Annotated in this window: 17 protein-coding genes; 5 read left to right on the top strand and 12 right to left on the bottom strand. The window is 46.2% G+C overall.

Annotated features, from left to right (window positions below):
• Positions 1-5: 5 nt before the first annotated feature.
• Entirely contained in the window at positions 6-881 is an 876-nt protein-coding gene (locus BMY78_RS00200) for a LysR family transcriptional regulator (RefSeq protein ID WP_090893506.1), read from the bottom strand.
• 136 nt (positions 882-1017) lie between these two features.
• On the opposite strand from BMY78_RS00200, the gene BMY78_RS00195 reads away from it, so the two are divergent.
• The 3 genes from BMY78_RS00195 to BMY78_RS00185 all read left to right on the top strand — a co-directional run bounded on the left by BMY78_RS00195 (position 1018) and on the right by BMY78_RS00185 (position 3142).
• Entirely contained in the window at positions 1018-2007 is a 990-nt protein-coding gene (locus BMY78_RS00195; protein ID WP_090893505.1) for a zinc-binding dehydrogenase, read from the top strand.
• A gap of 392 nt (positions 2008-2399) precedes the next feature.
• A complete protein-coding gene (locus BMY78_RS00190) occupies positions 2400-2618 on the top strand; it encodes a bacteriocin immunity protein (RefSeq protein WP_090893504.1) in 219 nt (72 codons plus the stop codon).
• 26 nt (positions 2619-2644) lie between these two features.
• Positions 2645-3142: a hypothetical protein gene (locus BMY78_RS00185; protein ID WP_090893503.1), complete on the top strand. Its 498-nt coding sequence runs from the start codon at positions 2645-2647 to the stop codon at positions 3140-3142.
• A gap of 270 nt (positions 3143-3412) precedes the next feature.
• Here the strand turns inward: BMY78_RS00185 and BMY78_RS00180 are convergent, their stop codons facing one another.
• Entirely contained in the window at positions 3413-7750 is a 4338-nt protein-coding gene (locus BMY78_RS00180) for an S-layer homology domain-containing protein (RefSeq protein ID WP_090893502.1), read from the bottom strand.
• Between the two features lie 40 nt (positions 7751-7790).
• Positions 7791-10454 carry an S-layer homology domain-containing protein gene (locus BMY78_RS00175; RefSeq protein ID WP_177185616.1) on the bottom strand — a complete coding sequence of 888 codons (2664 nt, stop codon included), beginning with the start codon at positions 10452-10454 and terminating at the stop codon, positions 7791-7793.
• Positions 10455-10835: 381 nt separating this feature from the next.
• On the opposite strand from BMY78_RS00175, the gene BMY78_RS00170 reads away from it, so the two are divergent.
• Positions 10836-11624 carry a formate/nitrite transporter family protein gene (locus BMY78_RS00170; RefSeq protein WP_053784134.1) on the top strand — a complete coding sequence of 263 codons (789 nt, stop codon included), beginning with the start codon at positions 10836-10838 and terminating at the stop codon, positions 11622-11624.
• Between the two features lie 205 nt (positions 11625-11829).
• On the opposite strand, the gene BMY78_RS00165 is transcribed toward BMY78_RS00170, so the two are convergent.
• The 5 genes from BMY78_RS00165 to fabF form a co-directional block, all read right to left on the bottom strand.
• Complete coding sequence (locus tag BMY78_RS00165; protein ID WP_090893500.1) at positions 11830-12816, bottom strand: WXG100 family type VII secretion target; 987 nt, start codon at positions 12814-12816, stop codon at positions 11830-11832.
• A 51-nt stretch (positions 12817-12867) separates the two neighbouring features.
• A complete protein-coding gene (locus BMY78_RS00160) occupies positions 12868-13326 on the bottom strand; it encodes an acetyltransferase (protein WP_090893499.1) in 459 nt (152 codons plus the stop codon).
• A gap of 303 nt (positions 13327-13629) precedes the next feature.
• Entirely contained in the window at positions 13630-18615 is a 4986-nt protein-coding gene (locus BMY78_RS00155) for a DUF4132 domain-containing protein (RefSeq protein WP_090893498.1), read from the bottom strand.
• Positions 18616-18638: 23 nt separating this feature from the next.
• Complete coding sequence (locus BMY78_RS00150) at positions 18639-19058, bottom strand: hypothetical protein (protein ID WP_090893497.1); 420 nt, start codon at positions 19056-19058, stop codon at positions 18639-18641.
• A gap of 305 nt (positions 19059-19363) precedes the next feature.
• Entirely contained in the window at positions 19364-20602 is a 1239-nt protein-coding gene (fabF, locus tag BMY78_RS00145; protein ID WP_090893496.1) for a beta-ketoacyl-ACP synthase II, read from the bottom strand.
• A gap of 142 nt (positions 20603-20744) precedes the next feature.
• Between fabF and BMY78_RS00140 the strand changes: the two genes are divergently transcribed.
• Positions 20745-21608 (top strand): helix-turn-helix transcriptional regulator, encoded by an 864-nt coding sequence (locus tag BMY78_RS00140; protein ID WP_090893495.1) that lies wholly within the window; start codon positions 20745-20747, stop codon positions 21606-21608.
• 127 nt (positions 21609-21735) lie between these two features.
• Here BMY78_RS00140 and BMY78_RS00135 read toward each other — a convergent pair whose 3' ends face one another.
• The 4 genes from BMY78_RS00135 to BMY78_RS00120 all read right to left on the bottom strand — a co-directional run bounded on the left by BMY78_RS00135 (position 21736) and on the right by BMY78_RS00120 (position 26543).
• Positions 21736-22575: a MetQ/NlpA family ABC transporter substrate-binding protein gene (locus BMY78_RS00135; protein WP_090893494.1), complete on the bottom strand. Its 840-nt coding sequence runs from the start codon at positions 22573-22575 to the stop codon at positions 21736-21738.
• Positions 22576-22652: 77 nt separating this feature from the next.
• Complete coding sequence (locus tag BMY78_RS00130; RefSeq protein ID WP_090893493.1) at positions 22653-23321, bottom strand: methionine ABC transporter permease; 669 nt, start codon at positions 23319-23321, stop codon at positions 22653-22655.
• Positions 23311-24129, bottom strand: coding sequence for a methionine ABC transporter ATP-binding protein (locus BMY78_RS00125; RefSeq protein WP_090893492.1), 819 nt, complete (start codon positions 24127-24129; stop codon positions 23311-23313). The genes BMY78_RS00130 and BMY78_RS00125 overlap by 11 nt, the downstream gene beginning before the upstream one ends.
• A 131-nt stretch (positions 24130-24260) precedes the next feature.
• Positions 24261-26543 (bottom strand): outer membrane protein assembly factor BamB family protein, encoded by a 2283-nt coding sequence (locus BMY78_RS00120; RefSeq protein WP_090893491.1) that lies wholly within the window; start codon positions 26541-26543, stop codon positions 24261-24263.
• Positions 26544-26653 lie beyond the last annotated feature (110 nt).

Genomic DNA, 26653 nt, shown 5'->3' with positions numbered 1-26653 from the left:
GTTATTTACTCCTTTATTGTCCTGGTTTTTTTGTTCGTTATCATCTGCACCAATGCACCCAGCGCCCCGGATAGATGCTCACTCCGGGAATGCACAAATCCCACTTCCAACCTGCGGTACGGATCAGGCAAAGATAACACTGCAACCTCGCCTCTTCGCTCTGCTTTAGTAACCGAGGAGCGTGGGAGCAATGACACACCCAACCCGGCAGATACGCCATTCAGAATAGTGTCCAGTGTTCCGTATTCCGTGACATTGAGGGTGTGCACGCCTTGATCTTGCAAAAAGGCTTCTGCCTGTTCGCGATGAGTACACCCTACTTCAAAGAATAACATGGGTTTACGCAATAAATCATGCATTTTATGGGTCCCGGGTTCGGCAATCAGCACCAATTCTTCGTCGTACACTTTCATATAGTTCAGCTCAGGGTGGTCGACCGGGCCATATATTAAAACCCCATGCAGCTCATGTTGAATGACCTTCTGATTGAGTTCATGTGTACCCCCTGTAATTAACGAATGCTGAACCTCGGGGTAACATAAACGGTATTCAGCGAGCAGCGGCGTCAGATAACTGGAGACTGCGGTCTCAATCGCACCAACACGAAGCATACCTGAAGGTGGATTTCCGATCTGCGTTGCCTGCTCCGCTTCATATAATAAATGTAATATTTTATCCGCATATCCCAGCAAATTCTCACCCGCTGGTGTGAGCGACATGCCCCGGTTGGAGCGATGAAACAGCGGTACCTGCAGCTGATCTTCCAACTGTTTAATTCGTGTTGTTACATTGGATTGCACATAATTCAGCGCTACTGCTGCTTTGCTGATACTGCCTTCGCGGGCAACCGCCTGAAATATTCTCAAATCTCCTGCATCCATGCCCTGATCACCTGCTTGTTATCTATGATCTGAATTGATACTGACATTCATTTTTGTTCATTTTACGTGAATCTGCCCCATCTGTACAATGAGGCTCAGTAGTGAAGTTTTTTATACACAAGGAGGATTTTTGAAAATGAAAGCTATTATACATTCCGGCCAGAGCGGCCTTGAAGGTCTTCAATATACAGAGTCAACATCTCGCGCACCAGAAGCCGGTGAAGTACAGATCCAACTGAAATCTGCTGGAATTAATCATCGTGATCTGTTCATCATGGCAGGACGTACATTCCAGGATACACCACTCATTCTTGGTTCCGATGGAGCAGGTGTAATCATAGCGATTGGAGAAAGTGTAGATGGCTTATCTGTAGGTGATGAGGTCATTATCCACCCTACTCTTGGTTGGGACCACGCAGTAGACGTGCCCATTGTGCCCGATATTGTAGGAGGCCCTACGGATGGAACTCTCGCACAATATATTACGCTGCCTGCTAGAAATGCCTTGCCCAAACCCTCTCATCTATCATGGGCGGAAGCAGGGGTGTTGTCCCTTTCGGCTTTGACAGCATACCGCGCCCTATTCACTCGTGGCGAACTTAAGCAGGGTGAACATATCCTCATTCCCGGCATTGGCGGCGGTGTAGCGACCTATGCTTTGCTTATAGCCATAGCTGCTGGTGCCAAGGTAACCGTTACATCCAGAAGTGAAGCCAAGATACATGAGGCTCTGCGTCTGGGCGCTTTCCAAGCTCTGGACAGTCATGCAGACTGGAGTCTGCAGAACGATCTTAATCCTATTGATCTCATCTTGGATAGCATCGGACAAGCCATGTTTCCCAAATATTTTGATATAATCAGACCAGGTGGCCGTATCGTGATGTATGGTGCAAGCTCTGGAGATGATCTGGCTGTTCCGATCCGCTCGATCTTTTTCCCGCAAGTTAGCCTGATTGGCACCTCCATGGGCAGCCGTGAAGAGTTTGTCCAGATGCTCCAATGGGTTGAAGAACATGATATACATCCTGTAATCGATAGCATATATCCGCTACAAGACACAGCCAAAGCATTCGAACGTATGGAAAAGGGAGAACAGTTTGGCAATCTTGCTATACTCGTGGAGTGACATCTGGTTATAGATGGACCTTCATTACTTGGTAAAAATCATTTTACGATAATGGGGGAATCCATCTGACCCGTCTCGCTAAACGTACAGCCATTGTTCTGGTCGCAATTATACTTTTGGCTCAAATTCCGTTGTTGAAAGCAACCCTTGCCCGCGGGGTAACTACGCTATATGTGAACGTAAAGTACCCCGAACGCTCCTTTCAATACAGGGATTTCATCTATGAATCTCATTTTGGGAGCTATCTCATTTCTTATGCTGATCAAGACGAACAACTCATTAGCCTGATGCTTGAGCCTCAATTTTTACCAGTGATCGTTACATATGATCCATTGGATCAACCCATGAAAGACTAAATTATTCACTCTATGAATCATTCAGGAGGTATCGATATGTCTAATCATTTGCACTTGGTCGAATTAGTTCGCAAGCTAATGAATGCCGAAGGAACCGAGGATGAACTGGATGAGATGCTAAACGAGCTGCAGCAGCAATTGCCTTACGCGGAGATCAGCAATCTCATTTTCTGGGATGATCGAGATCTGACACCCGAGCAGATTGTGGAGGAGGCGCTGACTGCTCGTCCCATCATTCTTCCGCCCCAGCCCTAACATACTTCAGGAGGTTAATGACGGATATGTCGGATCTGAATCATAACAACAATGAACAGCCTGATTTGAGCACTATCAGTGGAGAAGAAAAACTACAGGCCCTTCGTGATCTGATCGATCTGACGGATAACCACCTTGCTCAGCAAATTCTCACTATTGGCATGGATTCTCGCGAAGAAGATCTGGTGCGCATCGAAGCATGGCGTGCTCTTGGTATGGCAGGCACCTCTGCTCTTCTAGGTGAGATCCTTCATGCTGCCGCACAACTTGTTCGTAATCCAGAAGAAGATGAGGATGTACAGAATTACGTCTTGCAAACTCTCGCCTTATTGCCTATTACCGAAGCGGAGATCAAGTTGGCTCAGGAGGTTTTGGAGGGGGAAGCCTATATTTTGGTCAAAGCAGCGGCCTTTGCTATTCTTGTTGCACATCAACATGTTTCTGGTGCCACATCCGCGCTAGAATCGCTTCAATACGATCCTGATTTTGGCGCTTCCGCGAAGCGGGTACTGCATTTGAATTAAGGAAGTGATAATGATGACTAGTGAGCGGACATGACCTTTCACATCAACATGAATTTTATGAAAACTGAATCAAAACCAGGAGAAGCTGCTACGAGATCTGTCCGAATGAACAGAGGAACCGAAGATCAAGATTCTCAGATCCTGTATGTATTCATCTCCGTTTAAATATTAAAATCCTCCCTACTCAAGTTCAGAGTAGGGAGGATTTTAATATCAATAATGAATCATACTACCTAGTAAACTGTATTTCTTGGTTTCTTACCCTCAACTCTACGGTGTATGTTTACCCACATGCTGTAAAGTTCCTTTAGGGAACTCGTTCCATTCACCTGTTAATGAAAACTGTTGTGAACCCGTGTAAATCCCACGTTTGCGGATAAATGTCCCACCAGCAGGCATAAATTGATCATGCGAGGATGGGTCTCCCAGTACATCGACAATTCTTCCGTCCTTTTTGAGAACCAAAGCAACGACGTTATACTCATTCGGGTTATACAATTCCAGTTCATCATTGTAGTACGTGGCTGAAGTGATATCAAAAAAGTCGTAAAATATATAATTTATATAAATGAAAGGCATTCCTGGAACAACATCGAATACATTTTTCGTCGTCACCTTCATTGTTGACGTCTTTTTCATCCACTGATACACGTCCACTTGATAACCTGTTGCCTTGTGAGACGGATTACCGTCACCAGTATAGTACAGTTGGACAACACTACGTCCATCTCCTGCATCCATGTATTGAGAGAAAAATAACTCGGGTGAGCCTTGTGGAAGCGAATTGACCTGAACGACCACGGCTCTACCATCATTTCCAATAATCCAGAAGTACAACGGAGATGCGGTTAAAGTAATTTGAGTCGTATTTATCGTATCCGGTCCCGTAAACGTCGAATCTGGTGTGCCACTATATAGTTTGAAACTTGTCTGTCCCGGGAACAAATTCGAAGTTGAATAGGTTAGAGCATCCTGCACCCCTGATTTCGTATTGATCTGCATCACTCCATCATTCACCAGAGAAGCGGTACGAACATTAAAGGAATACTCTGCCTCTCCACCTTTTCCATCCTTCGCCGTCAGGGTTAATGGGGCTACTGCATTACCTGTTCCCGGCTTCAAGGTTAACAGGCTACCATTAATGCTTGCATTAACTGCTTCGCTCGAAATGCTGCTAATTGCAAATTGTAACACATCTCCATCTGGATCACTGAACAATTGACTCAGATCAAACGTACGATCGTTCGTTACATTGGGTGTTAAAACTTGTTCGTAAATACTGCTTACAACCTCTGGTGATAAATTAGGACCAGCAGGCTCACCTTGTATGGTCAAGCCAAAGGACGCTTGCTCGCTTCGTCCTGTCTGATCATACACCGTTAACGTCACTGTTGTGTGTCCTTCCGCAATTGGAGCGACAGATACCCTCGAACCAGTAGTAGAAACTTCCGCAATATTGACGTCTTCAGAAGAGGCATCCACCGTTAATGTACTTATGTCAAAATTCAGCAGGTACGGAGTAAGGTCTATATCCTCAGTCGTCCAAGGCCATGTTACCGTTTGATCCGGAATCGAACCAATGCTTCCTGATTCTAAGACCTCTACATCAATAGGGACTGTTGCCTTTTTGCCATATACATCTTTTGCTATAATGTCAGCTTGAAATTTCCCAACTTGCTTGGGATGAATAATCAGCTTGTTTTCTTGAATATTCATCTCTGCTATCAGGAAATTATTGAAGTCAATTGGCGTTTGAAACTCTAATGCATCTCCATCTGGATCACTAAAATATTGTGAGAGATCAATGACAATATCCTCCTTACCCAGAAACAACGTTTGAGCAGGTAGATCACTCGTAAGAATTGGAGAAGCATTAGGCTTAGGATTAACGCTTATTTGAAAACCAGTGGAAACGAAACCTCCCCTACCATCTTCAACCGAATAGTTAATGGTATATTCTCCAAATTTCAGAGCAGTAAAATTCAGCACTCCGGAAATTTCCTCCACTATCAATCCATCCGGATCAGATGAACTGGCGCTGAATGTAAGCGGGTCACCGTCTGGATCACTATAATAATCATTTAAGTTAACAGATGGAATTCGATCTGGTAAGAAACCAAAATATACGTTAATCCAACCAGGTGACTGTCCTACCGGATTCAAATTCGGTATAGGATCTACATTGATATCAAATGTGCCACTTGTTAATCCGCCCTTACCGTCATTTACGGAATACGATATGGTATAAGTTCCAAGTTGAAGAGCAGTTAACTTCAACTCACCTGCATTTTCCTCCACAGCAACCCCATCTGAATTGGATGAAGCTGCTGAATACGTTAAAGCATCACCATCTGGATCAGTATATAGCTCGTTCAGTTTCACTACAGGGATGTCATCACCCAGATAGACGTCTATTTTCGATGGAGCTTCTCCCATAGGCGCACGATTCAGTGGTGGAAGAACAACAACCCTCATGTCGAGTTCTGTAACACCCGTACTGCCATCATCTGCGATTTGCCCATCATCCACTTTGATTTTAAGAACAACTTCGCCCGCCTTTTTAGGCGTTAACCTCAATACAGATTGCCCATATTCCGATTTTACGATCTCCGTATCCACGATTTCCGGGGCACTATTCAATACACTGTAAAGCAGCTCCGATTCATATTTCTCATCATCCATAACATAGACCATGAGATGGACATCTGTGCTGCCTGACCCGGCTATAAGCTCTTGATCCGGGATCGGTGATGGAAGAGGTGGTGCATTCACGTTGACGTCAAATGTGGACCTCAGCCTTTTGCCGCGACCATCATTCGAGGACACAGTTATTGTGGTTGTACCATGTTCCAAGGGTATAATTTCGAGATTTGATCCACTAAGCACAACCTTAGCTACTGAGGATTTGGACGAAGCAACCGTATACGTTATTGAATCACCATCCGGATCAGTCACATAGTCGTTCAGGTTTAACGTCTTACCCTGACCATTTGCCGTAAACTTGCGATTTTCAAATGGCTTCAGCAGTTCAGGTGATCGATTGGCAACAACAGGAGTTGTTTCGCTCACTCCCGTTCCACCTGACGAAGAAGATGCCGCATTCGAAGTTACTGTTCCGGTGTTTCCACTTACGGCCGAAGATGGTACTCCAGCAGCCAGAGAAACCTCGGCAACCTTAATATTCCCTGTTATATTAACCTGTGCTGCTGCATTATTCACCTGAAGTCGTTGAATGGTACCCGCTACATTAAGATTAACAGCACCAACCCCATCAACCGTTAATTGTGGCAGGCTGACATTACCGTTAAGTTGCAGAGGCTTTGACGTATTCAACTTGACCGTATCTACAGTTCCCTGCATTTCCACCTTACTCGCGCCATCTACAATATTCAGTAAAGACAGCTCAGCTGTGTTTGCAATTTCAAGAGCACTGTCAGTTTTAATACTAACCTCTTGAGCATTCGTACTGCCCGAGAACACCACATGTACATCACTTTTATCTATATTCACATTGTTTAGAACAGAGTCTTCGAACACAACGGTATTGCTGTCGCCACCCTGAACTGAAATAGATTGTTCTACTTTTATATTTTTGGCATAGAAATCATGCTCCATCTCTGGTGCTATCGTCAGTTTGCCTTTGATCTTAAGCCCTTGTACCGAAGTGAAGTCCGCCTTAATCGTCAGATCTCCATTCAATGTGGTTTCCCCAGCATTCAATAACAGATTACGACTGAATTCCGCCTCTCCTGTCTGTGCTGATTTTCCACCTTTTCTAATTTCCAAGGCGTTAATTTCGGTAATTGTATGATCTTGGCTCTTAAACTGTATACCAGCCTGATCAAGTACAGCCTTGTTACGTTCATTCAGAAGACCTGCCACTTGTTCAGATATCTGATAGACAACTCCGTTGATCTGAACTTGGCTTCCATGGATTGACTGGACCACAGACAGGCGGGTTTCTGGAAAGATGGCTGACAACATCATACCTATGGCTTCGCCCCGAACAAGACCTTGTTTAACTTTATTCTCTCCCTGATATTCACTTAGAAGATTAGCCTTCTCAGCAGCTTGGATATAAGGAGCCGCCCACGCACTTGCCCCTTTCCATTCCGAAGGAAGTGACTCTATTTGATTACCTTGTTTAGCATAAGCCGTTGCTCTCACCAAAACGGTGATCAATTCCTGTCCGGTAATCTCCGCTCGTGGATGGAAATACCCTTTTGTATCTCCCTGCAAAAGACCAGCCTTCTTCACCGCTTGAATGGAAGGTGCTGACCAACTAGCTGAGTTCACATCTACAAATGGCTCTGAAACTTTCTTACTTGTTGTTAGTCCGAGAGCCTGCGCAAGAACAACCGCCAGTTCCTGACGGGTGATCGGATCGGTCGCCCGAAGGTTCCCATCTGGATCTCCTTTGATGAACCCCATGCCTACAGCCTTATTCATCGAATCATTTAATTGATTTGTAGCATTGGAGCCTGAAGATATGCTAGATGGGGTTATCGTCTGCTCTGCTGAATCCCGACTCTGTGCAGCAACTGGAACAGTATTACTTAAGAGCAATGCAATCATGGCTAATTGTGCTGTTCTTTTCATTTTTCGCATTAGTATTCTCCTTCTGTATCTGCTGTTGAATTAAACGAAATTAAGGAGTAATTAAAGAATCGAATTTGCCCAAGTTATCATAATTGTTTTCTCCGATATTGCTCCATTCGGATGGCTCATAAGAAAGCTTGTCACCTTGAACAGTATCCCTTTTTCTTGTCAAAGATTGAGCAGGTACAATAACTGCCGTATCCATGATTTCCCCTTTGTAATATAGCGTCAGCGTTACCGGCTCCGTATTTTCAGCCAGACCTAGAATCAGATAATAGTACTCTTCCTCTATAAAATTACTAAGCTCTTCTGCGAGAACCAACGTGCCTGTGGTGGGAATAATTGTGTCGGGATCTAACGTAATAGGCGTATCAGTATCGCTGCGTACAATTGTGATATCCCCTCCGTTAAGCGGTTTGGATGTAGGGTTATACAACTCAATTGCCTGATTGAACTCCTCACCCCAGACTACCTCAGAAATAAATAATCCCTTTCCTGCATCCGGGTCTTCCACTTTAACCGTAAATGTGGTCTCAGCTTCTTCACCATCAGGATCGGTAGCTTTGACCGTAACCGTAGCTGAACCAATAACGTTTTTGAAGCCCAATGTCAATGTTTCTCCTTGCACACTGGTATCTACTACATTGGAATCCGAAGATTCTGCTGTATACGTCAGAATGTCTCCATCTGAATCTTCGAACACACCATCCAGGCTTACCGTATCGCTAACCTTTCCCAAAGTTACATTCAACTTAGAAATCTGCCCTGCTACCGTGGGCTTATGATTAATAGCTACAGGAGCTTTGACCTCGACAGTGAACTCGCTCTTCACTTCTGCACCGATATTGTCCTTGGCAGTTACAGTCATCGTGGCAGATCCAACAGAATAGAAATTCAGTAACATCATATTGTCTGTAATATCAGCACTCGCAACTTGATTATCGGATGAAGTAACAACAAAGGTCAGTTCATCTCCGTCCGGGTCTGAGAAAATAGTTTTTAAATCTATTGGATCACTTGTAGTTCCCAATTGAATTTCAACAGTTTGCAATGTTTTCACCACTTCGGGAGCATGGTTTATTGGCGGTAGCGGCGTTACAATCGGTGGTATAACTGGCGGTATTGGTGGGGTTATAACAAACGGATTCACCAAATAGCTAAAGGATGTCGTTATACTTCCTCCCTTTCCGTCCGTAGCTTTCACCGTAACCGTCGTATTACCTAAAGCAACAGGCTGGATTCTCAATGTTGAACCCTGAATATCCACAGTAGCAATGTTATGATTGATTTCTGAAATCTCATAACTCAGTTCATCTTCATCCGCATCCGTAAAAACTGTGCTCAGATCAATCTCTTGTGCACCCTCTCCCCAAAACACACTTTTGTCGGGGATGGTCGATTGAATAACCGGAGGTTGATTAACGGGAGACGGAGGTACAATGACAACTGGCGGATTTGTTTCAGGTGTTGGCGTTGATGGGCCCGATGAGCCACCTGAATCTGAATTAGAGTTGCTAGTCCCCGTATTACTGGATGGTCTCGTTACAGTCGGTGTACTGCGGATGATCTGTGTTGATACCCCTCCTTTCGGAAGAATAACCTTGTCCGTTTTTACAGTCTCAGGCAATTGAATAACAGACTTCGCATCTTTCATTTGTATCTGTTTCCATGTTCCACTTCCCTGAACGGTAACCTTATCAGTAGTATCTACGGTCACTGCCTCGATGTCCCCTTCGATGCTAACTACACTAACTCCAGATTTTAAGAAAACTTGGGACAATGTGTCGGCTCTCAAAATCACATGATCTGCCGAGACTGAAATCACGCCCTTATAAGATGAACCTTTCAGATCCAATGTCACTGGATCTTTAACTGTCCCTGCTTGAACAATCTGAATTTCCGACAAGGAAGATAGATTACGTGTTCGAGCATCATAAGTGATCACAGCGTTCTGTAATGCATCTTTATTCCCATCATTCAAAATACTTTGAAGCTCTTTACTAATTACAAAAGGACGTCCGTCGATGTAGGCAACATCTCCATCCAATTTAGTCAGAGAAGCTGTTCTCTCTCCCGTTTGAAAAACGTCTACTAGAATTCCAGCAATATCTTGCCGCTCCACCAAAGCCTTGGAATTGAAACTTCCTTCACTGGATTCCAACAATCCAAGCTTTAATGCTGTATGTACCTGCTCTTTGGCCCAACTACTCACCATGGATTCATCTGAAAGTGTCTGTTGTTGACCTCCCTTTATTCCTTGTGCTCCTGTAACTCTTACCAAGATGGAAGCGAGTTCTTCCCGTCGAATTGGATCGTTGGCACGGAAATTACCGGATGCGTCTCCAGTCATCCAGCCTACTTTTCGAATAGCATCAATATAAGGAGTGGCCCAGTCTGAATTATTCCGAACCAATTGCGATGGTTCTTCAAGTGTTAAATGGGCTGCTTTAGCCAGCAATACGGCCATTTCTCTTCGAGTCAAATGCTGCCTCGGATGAAAGGAGCCATCAGGATATCCCGCAATTAATCCTTGTTTTACCGCTTCCTGAACCGCTTGCAAGGAAGTGGAACGGATATCGGTTTGATCTGTGAAAACCGATGATATATGATTTGCTACTCCTCCCGTTTGATCGGCTGCGTTGACGATCTGATTTCCCCACAGCATGCCCACTACAATTGAAGTAAGTAGTAATTTTTTCCAATCTTGATTCATGCTTGTTCCTCCCCAAAAACTTCGTTTTCGGCACATAGTTTATCAAGATTTTCTGAACAAATTCTGAACAAAAAAACTAACATATTATCCAATTAAAAGGTGCTTACTAATAACCCCTTCACCCCCACTTCACTTAACATTGGATCAAAAAGTTAAATACAAAAAGAGATTGCCCATTGGATTGAAATAGGTGCAAATAAATTATTAAAAAAAAATAATATCAGTTCATATAATACGTATTCACGTGAAACTCACATTGCGCTTTCTTACATTCTTTTTCTGAAATCACGTGTATCTGCCTCAAAATTCGTTATAATGAAAAGAACTTGGTGAGATTTGTAAGTTTATGCAATTAATCAACTTAGCTATTGGAGGCGAATTATGGAAACGGAAGGTTTACGCAACGTAGAGAAGCTGGCGCTGAAGAAACACAAGATTTACAAACAAAGCTTGATCAGGTACCTTGCACGCTCCATGCTCGCCAGCATGTTTATCGGGTTTGGCGTCATCGTGGCGTTCAAGACGGGTAACTTCTTTTATATGGAGGATTCCCCTTTTACATACCCTATGGCTGCCCTCACGTTCGGCGCGGCAATTATTCTGATCGCCTATGGTGGCGGTGATTTGTTCACAGGAAATACGTTCTACTACACCTATGCCGCCTTACGCAAGAAACTGAAATGGTTCGAAGTGGTGAAGCTGTGGATTGCAAGTTACAGTGGAAATCTAATGGGTGCGGCGGTATTTGCCTTGTTAATCTACCTGACGGGTCTGTTCGATTCATCTCAGGTGAATGGTTTTCTGCTGAGTGTCGTAGAGCACAAGATGGAGGCTCCGGCCATGCAGCTTTTCTTCCGGGGCATTCTGTGTAACTGGCTCGTATGTCTGGCGTTCTTTGTGCCGATGTTCATGAAGGAGAATGGTGCGAAAATGTTCGCCATGATGCTCTTTGTCTTCTGTTTCTTCATCTCGGGATATGAGCATAGCGTCGCCAATATGTGTACGTTTGCGATTGCGCTGGTACTGAACCATCCGGGGACGATCTCATTCGGCGGGGTTATTCACAACCTGATTCCGGTCACGCTCGGCAATCTGGTGGGCGGCGTACTGTTGATGGGCTTCATGTATTATGCGGTGAACAAACCGTTTCTGGACGAAGAGACACACTAATCTTTGGGCAAAAAAAAAGCCCCCATACTGGCCTGGTCACCTGACCGTGGATGGACGGTAAGCCAAACCGCAAACACCCGCGCAACCTTTCCATCCTGTGATGAAGGTTGCGCGGGTGTTTGTTTATGGGCAGGCTCCTTATTTGCCTGCCCTCGGTTCTACCTGCCTTGTACCCGAATGAGGCTACAAGGCAGGGCTTCGTGGCTTAGTTATACTCGCGCCACGGAATATATTCAATATCGTTGTCGCCACGGGTGACAACGATCATATTCTCGATTTTTCCTGTATCCTTGTTGGTTCGGTAGATCATCGTACGCGTCTCGCCTTCTTCCGGCACGGAGAACAGGAACTTGTCCGCAACAAAGGAGGAACCGAGCCCTGTCGCATGTTCTGTAAAGGCAGATCCACTCTTGCTGGTCAACAGCAGGCCGATTCCATAAGCTGTAGCCGTTTGTGCTCCTTTGCCAAAGAGATGCTCCCCTTGACTGGTCGTATGGGTTTGTTCCCAGTACTCGTATTTTTTCGTATCCTTGTTGTAATCCACGACGTTACCCTGTTTATCCAAGCTGATGCTGGTCGTTTCACCCTTGTCACTTTTCACTTGATACGTACCTACAATCGAATCCTCGGTAAACTTCACCGTCTTGCCTGTGTTCGGATCAGTTTGGTAGATTTCGTCCTCATATTGAAGCCGAATAACGTTCATGCTGGCCTGAAGCTGCTGCGCCAGTTTCTCGTCACCCATTTCCTCGGCTTTCTTTAACATTTCCTCATAGTTTTTGTAATCCTCGGCGTCCTTCTTATCCCAATCCTCCATATTCTCGGGAGGACCGGACGTTTTGCCCGAGCCATCGCCTTTATGTTTACCGAGGGACGTAAGAGTCTGTGCCGCAGCCAAAGCCACCATAAGAGCCTTGTTCACAACATCTTCATCCGTGGTGCGGAAACGCTCCGCAATTTTCTTGAGTTCGGATTGGATGGACAAGACCAGCTCAAGGACAGACTTCATTGTAGCTTGGGCCGTTGCATAATCGTTATAAAAGCGCTCCCGCTCCATTCCGTCCCAATTGCTGCGCATGACACGGATCTGGCTGTCCAATGTGGACATGAACCCCGACAATTGCTGATGTGCCTGAGCGAATTGCCCACTAACTGTATCCAGTTGTTCCGGTGTTACCTTAATCTGTGTCATCCTGCACGCTCCTCTTCGTCATATTCCTCCTGTTTCGTGGTCCACCGATGATTATCTTGCAGCCTGATCTGCCTTGATCTCCAGATGCAGCAGCGGAAATGGATTACCGGAACCATCCAACTCAGAACGACCAATTTGTACAAATCCCATTTTCTCGTAGAATCGGGCTGCTCCAGCATTCTGCTCATTGACATCCACCTTGAGGTGACGGCCTTTGATGTTAAGGGTATGGTTGATTAGAAGACGTCCAAGACCCTGTCCGTGCTGACTGACATCTACAAACAACATTTCAATAAAGTTATCATCCAAGCCGATAAAACCAACGGGTTCATTGTCAGCATTCAGCGCTTCCCATACCTCGACCTGCCTTTGCTGCAACACGTCGCTCACTACTTTTTTATAGAACTGGATGTGATGCTCTTCCAAAAACGTATGGGTTGCCCGAACAGCTCTCTCCCAAATCTCGACCAACTTGTCATGATCCTGTTCCCGATATGAAGCGATTAACATGCAATATATTCTCCTTTTCCTTTTCAAGATAACGATTATGTAACCATCCGATTCTGCTTTAATACCTCAAATTTTATATAACTTTACGTATATTTTACCATGCCCAACACTCAATCTGTACCCACCATTGCCAATCTTGAGTCAACTTTTCACTGCCTTTTAAGGATTAGTTACCAAATGACACAAAATAAAAGACAGCCAAAGTCACCTTGGACTGGTGCTCTAGCTGCCTGATATTCGATAGGTTCACTCGGCTTCGGCAATCTGATGCCGCTTGGCTACAGCATCATTGCAACATGCTAATCAATGCTGCAATTGTGCAAGGATCTGCGGGTCCTTGATCTTCTTGTCTTCAGCCAATAACATCACTTTCGATAAAATCTCAGCCGTTCTCGGATCTTCATCAAGGAATGGCAGGAATATTCTGCCTCGATGCTGACTGTGCACAGGCACAATATAAAGCGCGCCCGTCGCCTGTTTGAACACATTGCCGCTGCCAAGATGAACGGCATACTCGCCCAGTTCACCATTAATTCGTGCGTAATTTCCATCGAGACGTACGTTATCGACCTTCAACAGACGCAGTGACTCATTCACAATCACATGACGCATCTCAATTGTGGTCAAGCTGGCTTCCGGATCTACTCCGCCAACATGCGCAACGCTAACCACCAAATCAATGTCACGCATAACTTCCGAGAAGAAGACCGGCGGTACATCCTTCAACGCCACAGGTTTATACGTTTTCCGATCATAGAACTGTACCGTCTCCAGGGTAGGCGCTTCTGTATCTGCGGGTGAGAACCAGTCTGCCATGGCATAGAGATTGGCAATCAGATTATGCTCATAGCTTACCTTTTGCAGCCCTTCCTCATAGCTGACGGTCCATTGACGTCCTTTAAGCAGAGCAACTGCTTTTTTTGGCTGAATCTGATAACCTGCGTACCGACGGGATACGGTACCATTAGCTAGCTCATCCTCATTCGGAAGATAGAGTTCACGGAACACCTGCTTGAATGGCTGACGTTCCTGACGGTTGAACAGATCCCGTTGGAATTCACTCCAGCTTCCACTCTGGAACAGATGCAATGGATGAGCAATCAGTAGGCGATCCTGTTCCGTCAAGGCTTGAATCGAGCGTTCTGAATCATCCGAAGCCGGAGTAACCAGCCCGCCGGACGTTACATCGAAACGCCCCAGCTTGTCATCTGCTTGGAACACAAGCGTGCGAACCAGTGGACGAAGAACCGGATTCTGGTACAGACTTGAAACTTCCTCACTCGTAAAGGCCGTTCCTGACGTCATGGAACGCTCTAATTCCTGTCTTGCCCGGCGATACTGATCAACCAGATCTGTTTTTAATTCCTTCAATTCGGCAATGTAACCATCTTTCTTGAACCGGGCAGGTACAGACTTGAGTGTTTTTCCTTTGCTTACGATGAGCAGTTCCGGCTGGCCTTCTTCATCAATGACCAATTGGGCTGTCGTAGCCTCATCCAGTTCATGGGGCTCAAAATAGGACTTCATCTCATCCAGCTTGCGAGCTTCCATATCCCACATCAGCCGGGTAACATCGGCATATCCCGCATTACGGGCAAGGTTGCCCAGCGCAATCTGGGATACCAGACCCTCACTGGCACGACGCTGTGCTCCAAACTGTTTGCTCTGCATCAGAAACTTCTGAATGAAATCGTACCGCTCACGCAGATCCTGTTCCCGATCTTCTGCAAACGGAATCAGGCTGTAGGTCAACAAATGATCTTTATTACGCTTATCCTCAACTGACTCACGCATGTCTTCAAGTTTCAGCTTCCCTAGTGCCGCATCCGCGAACAACTGGGATCTGCGGTGATTGGCTCCCCCAGAGATGTATTTGGCGCAATCGTACAACAGACCGAACCTCTCCTCACCGACGGCCTCGTATGCCTCCTCGAACCAGGCAATATCAAATGCACCTTCGTTAAAGTCCTGAGGTGAAATTGGAGAATAATGCGCCACAATGGTTTCCTTTTCGGCAGTGAATCGTTCATTAATATGAGCATGGAAGTACCAAGCTGCACTGCGCAGTCCTTCCCATCCGAGATGCTTCGCAACAATCTCCATCCATTGCGGCGCGTACATTGCGGCTTCCAGGAGCTTCTTCTCCTGAATGGGATGCTTCGCCAGCAATTGTCCCAGCAGTACTTCGTCCTCTCCATCACGTGGATGGCAAACCTGGATCAGATGGCTGAACGTTTCTTTACGTGTGGTATTGTCACCATAGCTGTAGATATATCCACGGACAAAGGTATCCTGATCCATCGCTGCAACGAGATGCACCCAATGCTCCATACCTTCAATGCGTTCAAGCTTCATGGCCAGCGTACTTACTTCTGTTGAGAGCTCTCCTCGGGTTAACTCAATCTCCAAAATTCGTTCAACAACGGTTCTTCGCAGTTCTGCCAATACCGGTTTCTCCGTAATCCAGTCGGATCGACTGGATGTCAATTCCCGAATAAACTGGGCGCGAGACTCTCCCACAAGCAGCTGCTTGTAGACTTCCTGTGCATCGATGAAGTCCAATTCATAGGCACGCAGGTAATCGTTCAGAGTGAGGAAGGAGCCTCGGTTACTTTCCTTATTTAATCGGTCGAATTGGCTTAGTGTCTGGAAGTATTGCTTGAAACTCTCATCGTCATATACACGATCCCGGACAATATAGAACCATGGTCCAGACAAAAGAGCAAGTATGCCCGATTCCTTTTCCATTTGTTCTTCAGGCATCATTTTCATCAGCGCATACAATGTCCGCTCAGCGATTTCAAATGTATCTGATTTATCACTGTCCTCATATACGGCCTCAATCAGTGTTTTCACCTGATCTGCGTAACGAAGCTCACTGACCATCTTTTTCATGTCCTGGATATACTGAACCGGATAGACCTCTTCGGCAAACTCCTTGCGCCATCCTTCCAGCAGCCAGTGTTTCTCCAATTCACTATATTCGTATATATTGGAATAGTAACGGTAATAACTATCCAGCTTCTTGTTCAGATCTTCCAAACGAATCACAAACAAAAGTTGCAGCAGTTCTTTACTATCCAGACCACTCTTCTGAACATATTCTCCCCATATGTTATGGAGAGGGAACTGCTCCAATAATGCTATATCTTGCCGCTGATCATAAGGAATGTAGACCATAGCACGCAATGTCGCACCTACAAGCAGGGTTTCTTTGTAGCCGGCATAATATTCTGCCTCGTATTCATGGTCCCTGTGCTCATGTAGCAACGCATCCAACCCTTCAAGAAACTGCTTCGCTTTTTCCATGGAAAGGGTAAACATATCCTTCGGCTTGAAGCCACCGAGATCACGTTCTTCATGCAGCAGTGGATTTTCCCATGAAGGATCATACAGGCCGAATCCATTAGCCGCCGTATACCTGCTGCTCTGCTCTGTAAGCTTGTCCAGCAGCTTCTGCTCCTTGGCTGTTGGTGTCTTGATTAACGATATGATTGGTTGTATCTGTTCCTGCTGCTCCATGCGTTGTGGATCTGCGGAGATCTCGGTCAACAGTTCAAGCGCACCCAAGCGCTGCAGTTCAGTTTTGGATTGTACAAGTCGTTTCAAGGATACCATCAGCTGATCTGTTGGCTGAAGCAATAACACCTGAATGGTCTTCTGACGCAGAGATCCCGTTTTCAGTTTGAGCAACGCCTCCATTTGCAGCATCTCTTCGAGCGTCAGCGTCAGCAGCTTGGCTTTGAGCAGAGCATTCTCACGGTTGTTCATGCTCTTATCCGAGAGACTGTCAAAAATAAACTGTCTTTGTACTTCGTTCTCGGGATGATGGACAAATTGGGACAACAATTCTCCTCGCAAATCCGGGCTTAGCTTGTCTTTGAGCGCAATGACCTCGCCAATCCATTCCGGGTCCATGTCATACGCAGCAAGGTACAGCATTTTTTTCACTACATCATCCGGATCGATCCGATATTGAACAAATTCAAGGAAACCGGATGGTCCACCAGCCCCTCCCTGCGGAATGTATGCCAGCATTTGTTTAAACAGATCAAAGTCACGCCGACGCACGGCTTTATCTTCAAAAACAGGCAGCGGCCAGACGTGAACACTACGTTGATTCTCTCCATTTTCAAAGCTCCAGTTAAACATGTACATGGCATCATAATTCTCAATCACCCAATGAAGCAACTCCAGATCCTGTACTTCAAGATACTGACGTGCTATTTTTAAGCGCAGCCCTCTGTTCTGACTGTTAGCAAGTACGTATTGCGCAACCATCTGCTGATATACTTGCCCGTGATCCATGATCTGGATGATTTTTCGCTCCAACTCATTCTCTTCAATAACAGCCGTTGCCCAGAGACTGATGAATAATTGGTTTGCATTGGCACTTTGCTGCCATTCTTCTCGCACCGCAGGATCAGTCAATGCCTGATGTGCTTGTGTAATTAATTGCGCAGCAACACGCTGATTCGCCGCTTCAATTCCAATCCCTGTCCATACGGCGAGCGCTCTCACCACCGAACTGAACCGAATCAGGTTGTTGTCGATGATTATTTTTAATATGTATATATACGCCTCAAGCGTTCCTTCATCCATCCGTTCCACAATGCTCTGGCGCAAACCCTCCTGCAGTCTGGCTGCAACCAGCAATTCCCCAACCATCTGGTAAGCATCCAGCTGATCGCTCATGAAGATACCCTTGATCATTTCATTGGTCAGCCATGCATTCTGATTGTCGCCGTAGATAATTTCATGCAGCGCCTGCTTCATATCGCCGGTTTCATGATCCAGTTCATAGGCAATACAATCCGGTATAACGGCTCTAATCTCATGAAGATAATCGAACTTGTATTCCCGCATGGATACATATTCGTTCAGAGAGAAGCCATGCATCTCCATGCGGAATAAGGCAATCATTTTACGAAGAACCTGTCCAATATGCTGCTCTGGATCGGTCGTACGAAATGGTCTGCGCTCATAATGTTTACTATAAGGAAAATTTGCGGCACGTTCTGCAATGTAACGGAACCGAGCCAGGAAAGATTCACTGACCAGCTGCTCCAGCACATCCAGCAATGGACGGAACAATGGAGTTTTCGTCTCAACAGACATACGTTGCAATTGCTGCTCTGCATCCAAGTAGGCCCTTTCGTCTTCGCGCAAATAGGTAAATCCAGCCATCTCTGCAACATAGCCCGCAAGTTCCTGCTCCCCATCCTTCAGCAATTTCACTTTTTCCTGCAACTCTTGCTGGTACTGTTGAACTTTATCTTCCTGATTCATTCTATTCTCCTCCTCGTCACTCTCTACCACATACGCCCGGCAAGCATTGTAAAGCGGATAAACACCACATTATCGTCTTCCTGTATAATCAACGGCTCATCCAGTGCCTGCAACTCTTCATCATTGAGAAACACTTTAAATAACCCATCTTCATATGCGGTTACTGCTGTAGCCATGGCGCCTTCTACATCGGGAACTCCTTCGTTATATATCGTGCCAAAGCCTACTTTTCCTGCTGCTCCCTGCTCTTGAATGTCCTCAGGCATCAGGTAGGCAAGCCATTCTGCTTCATTTTTCTTGTCCTGAAGAGCCTTGAGCTGCTGAACCACCATGTTCTGAATAAGCTTTCTCAGCGTGTCGGTTGTTTCCGGAAGTTCGGCAGCTTGTTTGGCAAGTGCCGGCTTGCGTTTACCCAGACTTTTCACCGTAATCCATACATTCACTGCTTTACCTCCTATGTATAGCTTTATGTTAGAAGAAACCTCTATCAGCCCTTATATCTATACCACCATGGAAAATGGACCAAACTTATGCTTCGGCCTATTTCGTTATCCATTCAAATATACGTACATATGTGCCCCTGTTGAATATTTTAACGAATATCCCGACCATATTCATGGGCCATTTCTCATGTTTACATGCAACCAGCGAACTAATGACCTATATTGCACTTTCCAGCCGGAACAGCCTTCCATAGTAAATAAAAAGAGAACAGTGCGCCTTCGGGCAGTCACTGCTCTCTGTAAGTTTACGATGAATACTTCTGCAAAATAATGACCGCATTATGGCCACCGAAGCCAAATGAGTTGGACATGCCAATCTTCAGGTCAGCTTCTCTTGCAACGTTGGGAACATAATCGAGATCACATTCCGGATCACTCTGCTCTTGATTGATTGTCGGTGGAATGATGCCGCTACGCAAGCTTTGAATGAGCGATATAGCTTCCGCACCACCAGCCGCACCCAGCATATGTCCTGTCATCGATTTGTTTGCTGTTACCGGAATATGATAGGCTTCCGCACCAAACAGCTGCTTAATTGCTCGTGTCTCCGAAAGATCACCCGCTTCGGTACTGGTAGCATGAGCATTAATGACATCAATGTCTTGTGGCTGAAGCTGTGCATCCGCCAGAGCGGCCTTCATGGCCAAGTATGCGCCACGTCCTTCCGGATGGGTCGCTACCATATGATACGCGTCTGAACTGGCACCATAACCTACGATCTCTGCAAGGATGTTTGCACCTCTCGCAAGGGCGTGGGACAAAGACTCCACAACCAAGACCCCGGCACCCTCAGCCATGACAAAACCATCTCTGCCTGCATCAAATGGTCGACTCGCTCCTTCGTACGCTTCGTTTCGTGTAGATAGCGCCGTCGCATTGCCGAAGCTTGCCAGTGATACTTCGGTGACAGCTGCCTCCGTCCCTCCAGCAAAAATTACATCCGCTCCACCATGACGGATCAGCCGGAAAGCCTCACCTATCGCGGTGTTGCCGATCGAACAGGCTGTCACTGGCGAGAGAGTGGGTCCCCAACAGCCAAACCTCATGCTCACCATAGCCGCCGCCATATTGGATATCATCATGGGCACCAGTGTTGGACTGACTCTTGCAGGCCCGCGTTCAGACAGGAGTTTACCTTGTTCCATCAGAGTCTGGATTCCGCCAATGCCGGAACCGATATACACCCCAACGCGCTCCCTGTCCACCTGATCCATCTCGAGTCCGGAGTCAGATAAAGCCTGATCTGCGGCAGCAACAGCAAATTGCACGAACCGGTCCATACGCCGTGCTTCTTTCCGTCCAAACCGTTCTTCTCCGTCAAAATCACGGACCGCCCCTGCTATCTTCGTTTTATAGGACGTTGTATCAAACGCTTCAATTGGCGAAACGCCTGATTTTCCTTCCACCAATCCATTCCAAAATGTATGCACATCATTCCCCAGAGGAGAGATAATTCCCATTCCTGTAATAACAACACGCTCCATAATGCATCCTCCTTCAGTGCTCTTTCCATACTTGTTTAGTTAAGTTATGCACTTATATTGCCATTCGTATTATCCTATTACAAGTTGTCAATTATAATAGTATAATGACTACCATGATAAACGAAGGAACGAAGGTGATGGAATGAACCATGATGTCAGGCTGCAGGCACTGTCCGCTTTTCTGAAAAACCAGCGCTCCAAAATCTCGCCAGAATCCGTCGGATTACCCGCAGGCTCCCGGCGAAGAACGCCTGGATTAAGAAGAGAAGAAGTATCCCAATTGGCAGGTGTGAGCACCACATGGTACACCTGGCTTGAACAGGGCCGAGATATTCAGGTATCTCATTCCGTATTGGATAACATCGCCTCAGCTCTCAAGCTGACAGCGGATGAACGGAAGTATTTGTTTTCCCTTGGTCTGGATTACCATTCGGAACTTCATATCCTGGATGAGAAGCCACTCCAAATACATCCCTCTTTACAAAAAATATTGCAGGAACTTCGCAATTGTCCCACAATCATCTCAGACCGACGCTGCCACATTGTGGGCTGGAATGACGCAGCGCGGCATGTGTTTATGGACTTTGAACAGATTCCGGCTGAACAGCGGAACATGATCAGCTTGTTGTTTGAACGAAAAGAATTTCGAAGACTGGCCGTCAACTGGGAGGATTTTGTTAGCGGATTCCTGGCTATTTTCCGTGCTTATTATGGTCAATATGTCGATGATGAATGGTACAACTTGTTTTTGGATGACATGATGGACAGATATCCTGATTTTCAACCCCTTTGGAAACAAAGCAGTGTTAGCAGTGCCCCGGATGTGTTGATTGAATTTAGACATTCCAGAGCTGGCAAAATGCTTTTTGATCTTACCTCACTCCAGGTTCAGGGAAATGCCGATTTGCGGTGCAGCATCTACACACCTGCAACGGACACGGCTACAGAGCGGAAACTGATTCGCCTGATGGAGCCAAAGGTAGAAACTGACTCCGACAAAAGCTGATGCAGACCTTCTTCCTTTATTCGGTAATACAAGGTAACAAACATGAAGACCCAGGCGATCAGGCCTGGGTCTTCATGTTTGTTTTGAACCTATCTGTACCATCATTTCAGTTGCAGATTAACCGATGTTATTTAAAAGCCGGGATTGCAATATCTGCATACTTCTCTTCAAAGAAGGCTTTCACTTCTGGACCCGCCATACGCTTCGCCAGCTTCTGAATGGCTTCCGAATCCTTGTTATCTTCACGGGCAACCAAGGTAATAGCAAAATGAGAATCGTCCTTCTCAGTGAACAGCGCATCCTTCTTCGGTGTAAGTCCCAGCGGACTCGCATAAGCTGGAGTCATAGCAACCAGATCGGCATCATCCAACATGCGGGCCAGCATCAACAGGTCCACTTCCTCGAACTTGAAGTTTTTCGTGTTTTCCGTGATGTCTGCTTGCGTTGCATTGAAACCGACGCCTTCTTTCAGCTTAATCAGGCCGTTCTGTTCCATCATCACCAACGAGCGTCCAATGTTGGACGGATCGTTGGCAATCGCTACCGTTGCACCTTCAGGCAATTCTTCAATGGATTTATACTTCTTGGAATATGCTCCGTAGATGGCATTGTAGATCGGTTGAACAGCCACCAAGTTAGCGTTATTTGCTTCATTGTACTGATTCATGTAAGGTACGTGCTGGAAGAAGTTTGCGTCTACTTCTTTGTTCGCGAGTGCAGTATTCGGTTGAACGTTATCGGAAAGTACAACAACTTCCAGATTAACGCCATCTTCTTTGAGCAATGGCTTCACAATATCCAGCACATCCGTCATTGGCGGAATCAAAGTAGCTACTTTCAACGTCACTTCTTGTCCGGCTTGAGCACCTTCCTTAGTACCTTCCGCCGCAGGTGTTTCTTCTTTTTTGCCGCATCCGGCTGCTACGAGCATCACTGCCAGCAGCATGAGCATTAGTTTTGCTTTCATCTGATATAAACCCCTTCATCATATAATCTGTATTGTTCATGCTGTAATTCAAATTTCTCTGCAATACCTGTCCTTCTTCAGGATCGGCGATCGAGCCAGCGGGACAGTCTGCTGCCAGTAAATTGGATCATCTGTACCAGGATAATCATAATGATAATCGTAAATACCATAATCTCCGTCTCGAATCGCTGATAACCGTAACGAATCGCAAAATCACCAACCCCGCCACCACCGACAATACCCATGACCGTAGAGTAAGAGATAAAGCTGATGGTTGCCGTTGTTAAGCCGAGTACGAGACTTGAGCGAGCCTCCACATACAGGAATTTCACCACAAGCTGTATGGTCGATGCACCCATCGAAGAAGCAGCTTCAACGACACCTTTCGGGACATCAAGCAATGCCTGTTCTACCAGTCTGGCGTAATAAGCAATGGCTATGACCGAGAGCGGCACGGTTGCCGCGAGCGTCCCGATGGATGTTCCAACAATCAGACGTGTGAACGGAATCATAAATACGACTAGCAGCAGAAACGGGAATGAACGAATGATGTTGACCAGACTTCCCAGAATCGTGAACAGAGGTCGATTCTGATAACGTTGCCCTCTTCTGAACAGATACAACAGTGTACCCAGAGGCAACCCGATTAACACGGCTGCGGTGATAGAGATCCCCACCATGACAAACGTCTCTCCGATGGCCTGCCAAATTTCATGCTGATATTTCACAACGGACTCAGGTATCATCGTTATGGTCCTCCTGACCGCCATGAAGAGAGGTATTTCGTCCGCTCATGGATGCATCTTCGCCCATCAACAAGGATGTTAGAAGATCAGGCTTCGGTGCCGGTATGCTGCGTACTTCCGCTTCCGACAGCGTTTTGATGATCCGTCCCTCTTTCATCACCGATATCCGGTCGCAGAGCTTTCGGGCAACCTCCATCTCATGTGTAACGAGTACGATAGTTACCCCCAGCGTTTCATTGACATGACGCAGCACATCCAGAATTCCACTCGTGGTCTGCGGATCAAGCGAAGATGTTGGTTCATCACAGAGCAGCACATCCGGGCGGCTGGCAAGTGCTCTGGCGATGGCAACTCGCTGCTTTTGCCCTCCGCTTAACTGTGCAGGATACTGGTTGGCCTTATCTTCAAGTCCGACAAATCTCAACACCTCAAGTCCTCGTGCAACCCGTTCGGTCCGGGAGACGCCCGCAAGTTCCAGAGGCATGCAGACATTGCCACTTACGGTCCGATTGCTGACCAGATTGAAATGCTGAAAAATCATGCCAATGGACCTGCGTGCCTGGCGCAAACTATTCTCACTCATCCGGGTCAGATGCTGCCCATTCACAATGACTTCACCGTCATCCGGCTTCTCCAATCCATTGAGCATACGCAGAAGCGTGGACTTCCCTGCACCACTGGAGCCAATAATACCGTGAATCTCTCCCTGGCCTACTTCCAGGGAAACCGAGCTTAACGCTTCGAATCCCTGATCTTCACGGGACCCACGCTCGTTATAACGCTTGCTTACCCGGTATAATGAAATCATGGGAGATTCCTCCTGCGATTAATCGTACATGGTCCTTCAAGAACACATGAAGAAAGCCCGCACAGCCGATAACCGGAGCGCGAGCAATCCTGTTTATTTATAATAAATCATCATTCGACATGAAACAAGCTTTAACGTGAGATATCTGTTTTTAAACTACCTGCATTATATAAGCTGAACCGTCCGTTGGACGAACCAATATAGACTTCATTTCCAAGTCGATTCATAGTTCCGTTCTTCGCATCCCGATCACGATGCTCCGGGTTTCCCATCACAACGTCATGCACACGACCAAGCAAAGTACCGTCCTGTTTGTTCATGACCAGAAGATCATCACCCATCGGCAGCAAAAGCTGATCATCAATCACCACGTAACTCCCCTGATTGGTAGGGTATTGATAGGCAGCAATCGTGTTTTGTGCGGACCAACGAGTCTCTCCTGAATCATATGCAAGGGCTGATGGGTACCCATTTTTGATTACATATAATTGATCTTCCTCCACAAACCCTCGTTCAATCTTGTTATTCTGCGTCCACCATTTTTTTTGGGTCTTGGGATCATACAAGGTGGTTGTGTAATCCTTATATTCACCATACATTTCCCCGTTGTTGTTCTCTCGAATGAGCACCATGCCGTCATTCAGCACCTCAATTTGCTGTCCAATCCGGGCCGGAAATTGTGCAAGCTTCTTACCAGTGTTCAGATCAAGCAACGCCCATTGATCTCTCAACAACATCCAGCGTTCTGGCTGAGTTGACGCAAAAGGATCAAGACGGTATATTCCATCAAAGTATGGATTGTTCTCAGGATGATCCAAAATCGGTTTACCAACCTTGATGCTCCATACGGTTCGGCCAGACTGAGGGTCCGCTGCGACCAGTTGGTTTTTCTCCCAATACATCACATAAGGGTCATCTGCACCCTTGTTTAACAGTTGATATCCTGTACTAAGTTTTCTTGTCCATAATGTTTTTCCATTTGCACTGTCCAGCACCGTTAACCAGCTATTACTTGATCCTTCAACAACTGGACTATTCACTACAACTACATTCTTTGCGGCAGTGATGCCATTCATTCGAATTTTTTGCTTGGGAGCATACTCCCATACGACATCACCGCTCTTCAATTGGAGGTGGCGTATACGATCCACGTATTTTTTCTTGTCAGGGTCATAATCGGTGTAGATGGTAACGTATTGGCGTCCTGCATCCACCTCTGCCTGCTGTCTCCCATACCCCGTATTGATCCCCCATAACTTCTGGCCTGAATGTCGGTCAAGAGCATATATGGAACCTTCGTAGTGCCCCCCGCTAAATCCACCGTCATCCCCTTTCATCAGGAGCACATCATCCGTTGCTGCTTGTAAAAAGGTGTAGTTAATATCACCCTGATTGGTCCATACCGATTTCCAGGGTAAAGTGGCAGGCAGCATTGTGCCATAGATTTTAGTCGTGAACGGATATTCATCTGAACCACCAAATTCCCAATTAGACACTACACCGTTTCGATTATCCTGGGGTATATTCCAGCGCGCTCGCACCAGCCTGCCGTTCTTGTTAAATGTCACGAGAAAATGAGCATCTGCTCGTTCGTACCGCCAGGTCTTTCCTATGCTCATGGCATAACCCGTATCGTTTAAATTGCCGGAATGCTCTTGCCAATCGGGTTCGCCAAGCCACTGCGCCACCTGTTTCGAGGTCGTTTTTGAATTCAGCACAATATCTGTCAAATGACGTATAGTGGACGTGGGCATCGCCAATGATCTACTGAACCAGCCATCCGCTACCTTGGTATGCTGTGCTACATCCTGTGCCTTAACCCAAAGCAATGCAGGACGATAAGTGGACGATTCCTTATTCCAGACGCGCGGGGCAATGGACAAGCCGTACCAATCCTTCGTCGCTGCAACAATCAACGCCTGATCTTTCAGAAATGCCCCTGAAGACCAGGTTGCCTGACTTCCGGGAAACAGGTACAGCTTGCTGCCCGATCGCATTGTAAACGTTTGTGGCATTGTTTTCGTCAAGCTGCGGCTTTCTTTGGAGGTATACCAACCAGGTATCCAGAATTCAGTGTAATCGCTGCCTTTTAGTTTGATCCATTCCCCGCGAACAGCGTCTATTTGCAGGCTTCCTTGGGCGGAGCTATACCCGTTTATGTCCATCAGATCAGGGGAAACACTGCTCTCGACCACACCACTGTAAATAGGTACACCTTCAGCTACCGTCACCTTATCCCCCTTTTTATAATTAAGCTTCACCGATTGCACTTGCATAACTGAAATGGAACCTTGTCCTTCAACCGCCCTGGCATGGTTATTCAGCAACAGTCCCCCCGTGACCAGCACAGCTACGATACCAGCAATTATATTCCATGGGTAGCCCGTCCCTTTCCTTTTACGCCCGGTCTTCACGTCAGTCCACTCCAATCATTTGAAGTTATTTCCATTAAGGACGTTTTGAACAATGAAAAGTTACTGTTACTCCCAAATATATTTACAAGGTACGAAATAATTACAGGTCT

Source organism: Paenibacillus sp. OK076 (genome assembly GCF_900110055.1).
Taxonomy (GTDB): Bacteria; Bacillota; Bacilli; order Paenibacillales; family Paenibacillaceae; genus Paenibacillus.
Note: the sequence above shows the minus strand (reverse complement) of the source record. Positions and strands in the feature narration are given on the sequence as shown.

Coding starts and splice junctions, on each gene's coding strand:
- BMY78_RS00130 (WP_090893493.1), bottom strand. CDS start 23,321: ATGATACCTGAGTCCGTTGTGAAATATCAGCATGAAATTTGGCAGGCC.
- BMY78_RS00170 (WP_053784134.1), top strand. CDS start 10,836: ATGGAAACGGAAGGTTTACGCAACGTAGAGAAGCTGGCGCTGAAGAAA.
- BMY78_RS00175 (WP_177185616.1), bottom strand. CDS start 10,454: ATGAATCAAGATTGGAAAAAATTACTACTTACTTCAATTGTAGTGGGC.
- BMY78_RS00155 (WP_090893498.1), bottom strand. CDS start 18,615: ATGAATCAGGAAGATAAAGTTCAACAGTACCAGCAAGAGTTGCAGGAA.
- BMY78_RS00190 (WP_090893504.1), top strand. CDS start 2,400: ATGTCTAATCATTTGCACTTGGTCGAATTAGTTCGCAAGCTAATGAAT.
- BMY78_RS00200 (WP_090893506.1), bottom strand. CDS start 881: ATGGATGCAGGAGATTTGAGAATATTTCAGGCGGTTGCCCGCGAAGGC.
- BMY78_RS00140 (WP_090893495.1), top strand. CDS start 20,745: ATGAACCATGATGTCAGGCTGCAGGCACTGTCCGCTTTTCTGAAAAAC.
- BMY78_RS00160 (WP_090893499.1), bottom strand. CDS start 13,326: ATGTTAATCGCTTCATATCGGGAACAGGATCATGACAAGTTGGTCGAG.
- fabF (WP_090893496.1), bottom strand. CDS start 20,602: ATGGAGCGTGTTGTTATTACAGGAATGGGAATTATCTCTCCTCTGGGG.
- BMY78_RS00125 (WP_090893492.1), bottom strand. CDS start 24,129: ATGATTTCATTATACCGGGTAAGCAAGCGTTATAACGAGCGTGGGTCC.
- BMY78_RS00135 (WP_090893494.1), bottom strand. CDS start 22,575: ATGAAAGCAAAACTAATGCTCATGCTGCTGGCAGTGATGCTCGTAGCA.
- BMY78_RS00185 (WP_090893503.1), top strand. CDS start 2,645: ATGTCGGATCTGAATCATAACAACAATGAACAGCCTGATTTGAGCACT.
- BMY78_RS00165 (WP_090893500.1), bottom strand. CDS start 12,816: ATGACACAGATTAAGGTAACACCGGAACAACTGGATACAGTTAGTGGG.
- BMY78_RS00195 (WP_090893505.1), top strand. CDS start 1,018: ATGAAAGCTATTATACATTCCGGCCAGAGCGGCCTTGAAGGTCTTCAA.
- BMY78_RS00180 (WP_090893502.1), bottom strand. CDS start 7,750: ATGCGAAAAATGAAAAGAACAGCACAATTAGCCATGATTGCATTGCTC.